Annotated in this window: 8 protein-coding genes and 1 pseudogene; 3 read left to right on the top strand and 6 right to left on the bottom strand. The window is 39.5% G+C overall.

The features are described 5' to 3' along the window. The first annotated feature begins 169 nt into the window (after positions 1-169). Together V7K53_RS12750 and V7K53_RS12755 are read left to right on the top strand one after the other, a co-directional pair. Entirely contained in the window at positions 170-517 is a 348-nt protein-coding gene (locus V7K53_RS12750; RefSeq protein WP_335197857.1) for a PadR family transcriptional regulator, read from the top strand. Between the two features lie 52 nt (positions 518-569). Beyond that, positions 570-1100: a cofactor assembly of complex C subunit B gene (locus V7K53_RS12755; RefSeq protein ID WP_335009376.1), complete on the top strand. Its 531-nt coding sequence runs from the start codon at positions 570-572 to the stop codon at positions 1098-1100. A gap of 450 nt (positions 1101-1550) precedes the next feature. On the opposite strand, the gene V7K53_RS12760 is transcribed toward V7K53_RS12755, so the two are convergent. After that, positions 1551-1868 (bottom strand): DUF3155 domain-containing protein, encoded by a 318-nt coding sequence (locus V7K53_RS12760; RefSeq protein ID WP_041566316.1) that lies wholly within the window; start codon positions 1866-1868, stop codon positions 1551-1553. Positions 1869-2154: 286 nt separating this feature from the next. Between V7K53_RS12760 and V7K53_RS12765 the strand changes: the two genes are divergently transcribed. Beyond that, positions 2155-3510, top strand: a complete 1356-nt coding sequence (locus V7K53_RS12765) for a GAF domain-containing sensor histidine kinase (protein ID WP_335197859.1) — start codon at positions 2155-2157, stop codon at positions 3508-3510. A 120-nt stretch (positions 3511-3630) separates the two neighbouring features. Here V7K53_RS12765 and V7K53_RS12770 read toward each other — a convergent pair whose 3' ends face one another. The 5 genes and pseudogenes from V7K53_RS12770 to V7K53_RS12790 all read right to left on the bottom strand — a co-directional run bounded on the left by V7K53_RS12770 (position 3631) and on the right by V7K53_RS12790 (position 10219). Continuing rightward, the gene (locus V7K53_RS12770; RefSeq protein WP_335197860.1) at positions 3631-4872 is read right to left on the bottom strand and encodes an S-layer homology domain-containing protein; all 1242 of its coding nucleotides are present in this window, start codon (positions 4870-4872) and stop codon (positions 3631-3633) included. 416 nt (positions 4873-5288) lie between these two features. Further along, a pseudogene (locus tag V7K53_RS12775) lies at positions 5289-5930 on the bottom strand (S-layer homology domain-containing protein); the annotation flags it as partial. A 1628-nt stretch (positions 5931-7558) separates the two neighbouring features. Further along, complete coding sequence (locus V7K53_RS12780) at positions 7559-8281, bottom strand: conjugal transfer protein TrbI (protein ID WP_335197862.1); 723 nt, start codon at positions 8279-8281, stop codon at positions 7559-7561. 402 nt (positions 8282-8683) lie between these two features. Further along, the gene (locus tag V7K53_RS12785) at positions 8684-9064 is read right to left on the bottom strand and encodes an NACHT C-terminal helical domain 2-containing protein (RefSeq protein ID WP_335197863.1); all 381 of its coding nucleotides are present in this window, start codon (positions 9062-9064) and stop codon (positions 8684-8686) included. A gap of 51 nt (positions 9065-9115) precedes the next feature. Further along, positions 9116-10219, bottom strand: coding sequence for an NACHT domain-containing protein (locus V7K53_RS12790; protein WP_335197864.1), 1104 nt, complete (start codon positions 10217-10219; stop codon positions 9116-9118). Positions 10220-10343 lie beyond the last annotated feature (124 nt).

The raw sequence follows: 10343 nt of genomic DNA on the forward strand, positions 1-10343 counted from the left end.
CAAACTCGCCCCACAACTTCACAGGCGTGGGTAATTGTTTGATGTTTACGCAATGGATATCTAGTCTAAGTAGCTTTATATGTATTACTCACGTAGTAGTAGCACTGTATACTGACTACAAGGATTATAGAATTTACCCTAATGCATTTTTTTAGCCATTCACCTAACCATGAAACTTGAGGATATATATCAATTTTTTGAAAATCCTCCGCCAACTTACCTTTGTCAGGAACTAGCAGTTTGTTACATACTGTCTGTTTTATTACAAGGTGAATCCTACGGAACCGAGTTGATTGAGCAATTAGAAACTGAGTATCCCGTCTATCGGCTTTCAGATACCGTACTTTACAGTGCAATCAAATTTCTGGAAGACCAAAGGGCAATCACTGGATATTGGAAGAAACTCGAAGGACGGGGGCGCCCCAGGCGGATGTACCAAGTTTCTCCCGAATGGCAAGTTCAAGCTCAGGATTTAGCTTTTCTTTGGCAAGACTACATCAACGGGAGGAAAAAGTAACGAATCATTGATAATGAATAAGTCTCCTCCAGTCAAACACTAACAATTAGTTATGGATACTGCTATTCTGCCATCTACGTTCCTGCTAACCTTGTTGTTATCGGTTGGGCTGTTTTTCTTTATTCGTGCCTCGACTAAAGACCGCATAGAAATAGCGCAACTGGTATCTGAGCAAGATGAAGCTGTTTTAATGTCTCAATTAAAAGAGTACTTTCGATCGCGGTCTTACCGAGTGGCAGCGGTAGACCGAGAACAAAATCAGGTAATTTTTGAAGGTAATGTTCGTCCCAGCTGGTTCTTAGCTATATTTCTAACTTTACTGGCAGCGACTGGCATTGTTTGTCTATCTCTGGTGACATCTCTGCTTTTTCCTAGCCTCAGTACCCTTGTTCTGGCGATGGTACTGCTGTCACCTTTAAGTGGTCTATTTTATTGGAAAAAATCTGGAAGACTTGAGAAGGTATCGCTCAAAGTAGAAACAACTCAGAGCGAACAAACCTCCTCAAGTAAGATTACTGTAGTTGCCCATCGAGATGAACTCAGCGAGTTGCAGAGGACTCTACAGCTCAAGCCTGGGAAATAATTGTTGATTGTTGCGACCATCTCTTAACTATGATATGCAGACTTCTGACCTAACCTACTCTTTAGGCAATGGAAAGTAGTCAGGAGAAAATCAAGACTGCTGCTTTGTCAGTTTTCCCCACGACCAAAGTCGTGGGGAAAAATTTAAATTCATTAACTTAAATTCATTGACAGAGCTTACTTAACCATCTACGGCATAAGAGCGCAACTTCACTAGCACTTTCAGACGCGCTTGGCTCTATACCCACTCCCTTCTGCATCATCAAATTAGTATCAACCCATGCTAATCTAGCGTGGTTTGAAACAGCTTCACTTTCCAACTACCTGGACTAGATTTACTGGCAAATCAGCTACAAACTAAAAAAAAATTAAATTTTGCATAAACTTAGCAATTTTGCCAGTTAATAATAGTCAGGAGCCACATTCAATGCCCAAGATGACCATCTATGGTTTACCGACTAGCTAAAGCAAGAGGTTCTTGACCTGGTGAAGGTTCCAACACCCTCAAACTAGGAAACAAGAAATGGTTTTCCTCTACGTATTGAGCACCAAACAGTCCCTTTTCTGCCCAGAAATAACGATCTGTAGTGTGTTCATTTCGCTTTACAAGTAGCAACGCTGGTGGCAAAATTCCTTCAGCTTGAATGAATCTTCTAGCTGCTGTTACAGGCTTTTCTTCGCCACTTTCGATGCTATATTGAGGCACGTGCTCCAAAATGCGCCGTCCTTCCTGACGACGACGACTCTTCCTTTTGCGTCTCCTTGCCAATCTATTGTCCTCCTCTTTCAAGCTATAGATTGTAGTGATAGCTACAAAATCCGTCGTCATTATATAGGTTCTAGTTCAGAATATCAATAGTTTTTAACCTTTTAATATAAGAAAGTTAATATCTTTGAAACATCGAAAAAATAAAATCACCTAAGAATATAATCCCCTAGTAGAAACCATCTCTAAGAAAATTTTAGTTAAGCTTTATTAAATGAGTGAGGTAAAAATTAAGTATCCTCTCTTACATCATGCCTCAAAATCTATAATCTTGAGCAAGAGCTAAAAAATGTTAATGTCTGCCAGTTCTGATTTTCTTGCTCTGTGTCGAGAGCAAATAGCGCTACTAACCCAAGGGCTGGGAGCAACTTTAAGTATTGTGTACCTAACACAAGAATTGGTAGATACTCCTTCTGGCGATGCCAAACTGATTCCTGTGGTGATTTACCCGGAAACAGCATTATTGCTGCCAGGAGAGGAAACTATTGAAGCGACAGCATATAAGCAACTTCAAGTTGGAAATGCGTTTATATTACCCAATCAACAGGGAAGGTTATTGACAGCAGGTTCAGAATCTCCAACTTCGTCACGGGAGTCTGAGATACCAGATGCGTCTCAACCCGATCTTAAAGAGGAATACCTACTTAGTGGCAACCAAATTGTTTTACCTCTGATTTATGAGGGTGTGATGATGGGGTTATTGGTGACACGCAGGAAAGATCGGGCATGGAATGAACACGAGCAAAATCAAATTCAACGGATAGCTCAAACATTAGCGATCGCTTGTATTTTAGATCAGCGGCGAGCATGGTTTGAGCAACAGTTACGCGAGCAACAAATTATTCAAGAAAAACAGCGAGATTTGCTGGATAATCTGTTGCATCAGTTTCGTAACCCATTAACGGCGTTACGGACTTTTGGCAAACTGCTATTGAAACGACTACGACCAGCAGACGCTAACCGGGATGTAGCAAATAGTATTGTCAGAGAAAGCGATCGCCTTCAAGAATTACTGCAACAATTTGAACAAGTAATTGACTTGACAGAGGCAGATTTGGCACCACTACATCTACCGGAAGATGGAGTATTTGTAGAAGCAACTATCCAAAAAGACGCTAAACCACCGCTATTATTACCGGGAACGGGAGATAAAGCAGTTGACTGCTCCCTAGCAGATATATTAGAACCATTATTAATATCAGCCAAAGCGATCGCCCAAGAGCGAAACCTAAAACTAATAACTGAAATTAAACAGAATTCATCCTTAGTACGTGCCAACGTCAAAGCATTACGAGAGGTATTAACTAACATTATTGATAATGCTTTGAAATACACTCCCACTGGGGGCAAAATTTTGATTCAGGCGGGACAAGAAAAAGCTAATTTTCAAGGAATAGTCATCAGTGATAACGGGCCTGGCATTCCACCCCAAGATTTAGAACATCTTGGAGAACGGCATTATCGCGGAGTACAAGCGCAAACAGAAATCCCCGGCACAGGTTTGGGGTTAGCGATCGCTAAACAATTAATAGAGCAAATGCAGGGCGAAATCGAGGTTTTCAGCCCTGCAATCAACTCTAAATTAACTTCACCCAATGCGCCAGGAACTACATTTATTATTTGGTTGCCGGAAGTTCAAAATTAGTCATTTGTCATTTGTTCTTTGTCATTTGTAAAGACTAATGGCTAATCACTGAAGTAGAGAGTTGGTCATTTGTCCTTTGTAAATACTAATGACTAATGACCAATGACCAATGACCAATGACTATCTTAGTGAAACCAACAAGTTTTGATTGATGGTCATTTGTAAATCGGTATTTGGGTCAATGGCGATTAAGTCAACACTATTCTTACCGAAGAATAGACCAACCAACGCACCGATACCAGCGCCACCCAAGACTTCTTCTGTGGCAATGGCGCGATCGCCTGTGACAGCAGATACCGCAGTTGCCGCACCTGCGCCCAATACAGTATTTTTGATAATTGAACCAAGACTAGTACCCTTCTTGACGGTTTCAGTTTTGGTAATAACGTCAGAAGTAGCGTTCAGCTGATACTCTTGACCATTGGTCAAAACCAGTTTTTCAGCAACGAATTGAGAACCACCCGTAGCAGGTTTGAGTTGACCAACAACTTGACTACCAGCAGGAATCACTACAGATCCATCTTGCGTTACCACGTTTTGGGATACTGTCAATGTCAAGGGCGATGTTTCATCCTTTGTAACGAGAATTTTTTCTGCCTTGTCATACTTCACAGGAATAGCAGTCCCTTGAGCAATTGTCACTGATGTGGGTGTTGGAGTAGTAGATCCGACAGCCACAACATAAGGTGAGTTAATTGCTGAAGCTTGATTAGAACTAACTAATGCTTGGTAGATAAAAGCTGCTACCTGGGCGCGAGTAGCGGTTGCAGTTGGATTCAGGAACTTCACATTCGGATAGTTCACCACAATTTGTTTTTCAGTTGCTGCTGCGATCGGGCTACGGGCATAGCTAGCGATGTTAGAGGCATCGTTGAAGTATTGCAGAGTACTTTCAGTATTGCTGCTGGGACTATATTCCAAACCGTTAGCGAGGGAAACTAAAACCTGTTCGCGAGGAATAGCTTGATTAGGCTCAAAGCGATTTCCAGGATAACCAGATAAGAAACCAATGGTATAAGCTTGCTGAATCGCGCTGGATGCCCAATAGTTGCTAGGTACATCAGCAAAACTGATTGGCTGGCGTTGCTGTGCTTTTTGGAAAGCTTTGTTGACCATCGCGGCAAATTGAGCACGTGTCACCGGTTCTTCGGGACGGAAACTACCATCAGGAAATCCTGCAATTACACCTCGCTGAGACAATTGTTGAATAAATTGTGCCGCCCAATAGTTAGATGAAACATCAGAAAAAGTCGTTTGAGCTAAAGATGGTGAAGCTGTAATGAAAGGTGCTACAGTACCGACTGTGACGCTCAAAGCCATGAATGCAGCTGTTCTAGATTGCCAACGATTTAAGTTAAACATTATTTTTTTGCTCCAGTTATATTATTTTTTTACTGTTAATTACTTAGACATTTACTAAAGTACAAGGTTCCTAAGTTTTCTACTTTTTGTCAAAACCATTACTTTAGTCATACAGTCATAATTAAAAAAATCTATGCCAAACGAACTAGCTAATAAAAGCAATGTCATCACACAATTACCTATTAGCAAAATTCCCCAAATATAGATACCGAGTGAGACGATGTAGAGCAAGAATAGTTGCTGTTAAATAGAAAATTTTATGGTTAAAAGTAAAGGCGATCGCACACTCTAGTTAAAGTGGCGATCGCCTATTAAATAACTATCTAAATCAACAGATTCTAATTGTGACTGATATAGGTGTTGAAGTAGTAGACCCGAAAACCATTGTATGGGGCGAGTTAATTGCTAACTTTTAACACGACATAGGGTGAGCTAATGGCTGAAGCTTGATTAGAACTAACTAATGCTTGGTAGATAAAAGCTGCTACTTGTGCCCGTGTAGCAGTTGCAGTTGGATTCAGTAACTTTACATTTGGATAGTTCACCACAATTTGCTTTTCAGTTGCTGCTGCGATCGGGCTACGGGCATAGCTAGCGATGTTAGAGGCATCGTTGAAGTATTTCAAAGTGCTTTCGGTATTGCCACTAGGACTATATTTCAGACCGTTAGCGAGGGAAACCAAAACCTGCTCGCGGGGGATGGCTTGATTAGGCTCAAAGCGATTTCCAGGATAACCAGATAAAAAACCGATGGTATAAGCTTGCCCAATCGCACTGGATGCCCAATAGTTGCTGGGTACATCAGTAAAATTGATTGCCTGCCGTTGCTGGGCTTTTGGAAAAGCTTTGTCGATCATCGCGGCAAATTGAGCGCGTGTCACCGGTTCTTCTGGGCGGAAGCTACCATCAGGAAATCCGGCAATTACGCCTTGCTGAGACAATTGTTGAATAAATTGTGCTGCCCAATAGTTAGATGAAACATCAGAAAAAGCAGTTTGAGCGAAAGATAGGGGGGAGCATCCCACTTTGATGAGTTTGTCTTGCAAAGGATAATTCACTGGATCGCAAACAAAATCTGCTGACTTAGCCTCTATAAATGTCCGCGTTGGCGGATTTTGTTTCTCTAGTGATTTCCAATCATCAGAGATTTTTTCGAGAGTGGGATGCTTACTTAAAAACTGTGAGTCTGCAACAACATCGTGAGGCCCCTTAGCAGTTATCTTAGAGCTATTGAGATAAATATTATAATCATAAACAACGTTTTTGTTTTTAGTGTTGTTATTAATATTTTTTCCAGGAAAAGCATAGAGAATGTTCCTGAGAATTCTGACATCGGATGAGGTATGAGCAAATATTTGCCCACCATTAAGTTCTGGGCTTTGATTATTCAAAAAAGCTGTATTATTTACAATATCAACATGCTCGCTTAAAAATGCATGAATTCCTGAACCACCATTATTAAATGCCAGATTGTTTTTAACTAAAGTACGTCCTTTATATGCACCCAGTTTTGGGTTTTCATCATTTCTTGTACTATCAATAATAATGCCATTACCGTCTGTGATCTTTCCGACTGCAATCCAAGGGATGTACATACGATTGTTGTATGTCTTGTTATTGGTAACAAACATCTTGTATCCCTGGTTGTTGTCAGAATTCCAATTACTCAACATTGAAATGCCACTGCAACCATAAACGCTATACCAGGCATTATTAAATACCACATTATTATCTATTGTCACATAGTCCGCTTGAATCGCTGAAATACCTGCTCCTCCACAGTCATGCACTTTGTTGTTCAAAATACGGATGTGATGAACATGACCATTGGTTCGTCCGTCAATGTTGATACAGTTTCCATTCGTCAGTGGGTTTTGTTTGTTAGTCTTCTCACTCATCGCATAATCAAGGGTTATATTGGCATTGTTTCCTATAACCTCTAGCCCGTTGATCTCGATATATGAAGCTTTATTTGAAATCGTGATACCATTCCATGTATTGTGCTGAATTTTTGGGAAATGCCCAGGATATGCTTTATACCTAATCCATGCATTTGCAGTTCCAGAACGTTTAATATTTACTACACTCCCAGCTTTGCCTGTATTTTTGTATACTCCATTCATTATCAATACTGTATCGCCAGGGTTGGTAAGGTCTGCTGCCTTTTGAATTGTTTTAAAGGCGGATGAAGTAGAGAGTCCGCTATTATTGTCGTTTCCACTACCACTAACATAGTATGTTTTCGGTGTTGAATTCGCGCTGATTAGCTCGCGGCTAGATAGGCTCACTTCTTTGTTAGTGGATACCTGACTGGCGTTTTCAACTGAAGATACTTTTATATTGTCTCCCGGAACCAAAAGACTTAATACTACAGGAATTGCAAGATATGTGCTTAAATTCAAACCTTGAATTACCATAAGGAGAAGCTCCTCGATCGCTACTACTTAATAAAAGTATCAGGATATTCCATAATTTTGAATACTCTTTTAGATACAGAATACAATAGAGCCAACTTTTAAATAAGTATTCCAATAAATATTCATACTGATTAAGACGATATAGAGGTGGAATAGTTGCTGTTAAATAGGATTTTTTAGGGTTAAAAATAAAGACGATCGCACACTCTAGTTAAAGTGGCGATCGCATATAAGGGATGATTAAATTCACAACTTGAATTAAGTGAAATTTAGTAGCGGGATCTTGGTACTAAATTCAAGTTAGAATCCAGTGTAAGCCTTAAATCCTGTGCAGGTCTGAGGACAAAAGCATTTCCTTCTTTTTTCCGCAACAGGACACTCGCACCCGCACCCGCAGCCGCACCAATAACAGGTTTTAAATCGTCAATTTTGCGATTACCAGTAATTAATGAACCTAAAAGACCAGCACCCCCACCAATAGCTGCGTCAGTTAAAACCTGACTTGTGTTGGGCTTCTGTGAAACTCTTTCAGTTGTGGTGTATGTCCGAGAAGTTGCATTAATAGACTGACGCTGACCATTAGAAAATTCTAATTCTTGAGCGACAAACTTGACACCTTTTCCTTGATTATCATCTGTATTTATTGTATCTCTTGAATAACTATCTAAGTCAACAGATTCTAGCCGTCCATGTACTTTAGTACCAGCAGGAATCAAGACGTTTCTATTTCTGTCGATAATGTCGTTGGCTATTCTCAAGGTTAGAGATTTACTTTCTCCAGGAGCGATAGTAATTGTCTCTTTTTCGTAGGTGACAGGAAGAGCAACTCCAGAAGGAATGGTAACGTTTCCGTATTGACTAGTTCTGTTTTGATCGATTCTGTATTGAGCATTAGCAGGAGCCAAGCTCAATAGAGGACTAATAAGGCTTGTAGTAACGGCCATTGCCATCAGTGCAGCAGTTCCAGATTTCCATTGATGTATGCGAGTCATAAGAGGGTTATCCTTTGTGTATGTGATGTATTTAATGACGAGGATTCACTGAGTTTGTTTCTGACTGTTTTTAAACCTGTCTATCGGCGTATACAAGTACTTATTATGATGGGAAGTCTTTGCGATCGCGCAGGTGTAGCACGTCGTAGACATCGCTGTTCAGAATTTGTATTCTGCTAATGTGCGTTACTAAAATCAAAGTGTGAAAGGTTCACAGGACGTAAATGAGTATCATTTTGTTCCAAAATGCTGTTTTATTACTCATGTCCACATATCTAAGCCATTGAATAGAGGCGAATGGTTTGACTGTGAACTCTTACTTCCATTCTAGATTTATTTGCTAATATTTGTGAAATATTTTCGCTTTTTTAACGAATAATTCACTATCTATTATATGAGTATTTATGATTGTTGTTGGCGCTGTTTAATCTCTGCGATCGGTAATAGCAAAGTATCTTCTATTTGCTGTCGCACTTCACGGCTGACATAACAATCGCTCTTTAGGCATTCCAGTAGTAATTTATTAGCATCATAATACTGCTTAAGTAATTCTTTCTGCTGGACACTGAGTTGCCATTTAGGAGCAATATTATGGTATTGAATCATCACTGTTTTAAATTGCTCTATCCAAGATAGACGGTTAGTTTTCCACCATTTATGAAATAACTTTTTATTACTTACTATTGGCAGTTTTTTCCTGAGTTCTAGCAGTGCTTTCTTTGTTTTAGGAGCAATAGCAAGAGCAGCAATACAACAGTTATATTCAAAATTATCGCCTTCCACATAATTTACAATCTGCTCAATTAGTGATAAGCCAATATCATCTTGCTCTTCCTAAAATTTATCTAAATTTAGAAAATTTTTATGTATAAAATTTTGAGATGGCGGGTTATCAAAAATAATTTCATAAAGAAAGACAAGTCTCAAAACGCGATAATTAGAAGATAGAGTCGTTGTTTGTCCCCTAATTGCAAAGGCCAAATAAAAAGCGCGGGTAATAACTTTTTTATATTGATCGTTAACTAAAACTGATTTTTCATGACTCCACATTAATAACTGCTGCAATTTATCATCTTCAGCTATGATTGCATCAATTTTATCCTTGAAAGAAACTAATAAACGATCTGCACTTGGAGACATCCCAACCGCCAATAAAAAGACTTCCCGCCAACGGTTTTCTGTGATGTGGCTAACAAGATTTTGCAAAGCTTCCTCTGATGATTGTCTCACAACCACAAATTCTCTAGCTGTGAAATATTCATGAAATGTTAGGTGAGAAAATGAGTAAATCCCTTTTGCCCTTGCTACAACTAGTCCATGATGATGTTCAATTGAACGCAAAACTTGCTCACTGTCAACTTGTAATGCTTCTTCGTCAGTATTAGCATCGGATAAATTGCGAATGTATTCTGTAATGTATTGCTCTGCTACTTTCTGCTTGAAGAAATATTCACTCCCCTCAAAAGTAGTTAACGCAATTTTGCTGAGTAAATCTTCTTTGCGTTGGACTGATAGCTTTTTGTAAATCTGATCGCGTTGAATTCCCCGCTTGGCATCCCATTTTTTCAATAACGCATCCAGTCCTTCTTTATATAACTCAGAACGATTTGCAGGGAAATCTCCTGACTCTTCAAATGCTAAACAAAGTAATGTCAGTAGCAGTGGACTTGCTGCAAGTTCTTTAATGCGGTTGTTTTCTTCAAGACGTTTGATAAAAGTCTCTTGTTTTACAGCTTTATCTTTAAACCAGTTATTGGTAAAGTTGGAAATTTGGTCATCGTCAAAATCAGCAACTTCTACCTCTGTAAATTTTTCAAAGGTATACTCCTTTGCTGCAATCCGGCAGGTCATGACAAACTGATTTTTTGAGAAACGATCAGAAAACTCACGAATTTCCTTTAATACACGGTTACTATCCTCTTCTCTAACCTCATCCAACCCATCGAGTAAAATTAATGCCTTGCCATAGCAATACCTCTGCCAATTTACGAGGGTTCAACGCCGGTGGAAACGGGATGAATACGTCCTAAAGCAGTAAGCTTGGCAAAAATCTGGGTTAATA

Source organism: Nostoc sp. (assembly GCF_036917355.1).
Classification (GTDB): Bacteria; Cyanobacteriota; Cyanobacteriia; order Cyanobacteriales; family Nostocaceae; genus Nostoc.

What these genes read in the sequence shown, in the direction of transcription:
- V7K53_RS12765 (WP_335197859.1), top strand. Translation starts at nt 2,155, where the DNA reads ATGTTAATGTCTGCCAGTTCTGATTTTCTTGCTCTGTGTCGAGAGCAA.
- V7K53_RS12755 (WP_335009376.1), top strand. Translation starts at nt 570, where the DNA reads ATGGATACTGCTATTCTGCCATCTACGTTCCTGCTAACCTTGTTGTTA.
- V7K53_RS12770 (WP_335197860.1), bottom strand. Translation starts at nt 4,872, where the DNA reads ATGTTTAACTTAAATCGTTGGCAATCTAGAACAGCTGCATTCATGGCT.
- V7K53_RS12780 (WP_335197862.1), bottom strand. Translation starts at nt 8,281, where the DNA reads ATGACTCGCATACATCAATGGAAATCTGGAACTGCTGCACTGATGGCA.
- V7K53_RS12750 (WP_335197857.1), top strand. Translation starts at nt 170, where the DNA reads ATGAAACTTGAGGATATATATCAATTTTTTGAAAATCCTCCGCCAACT.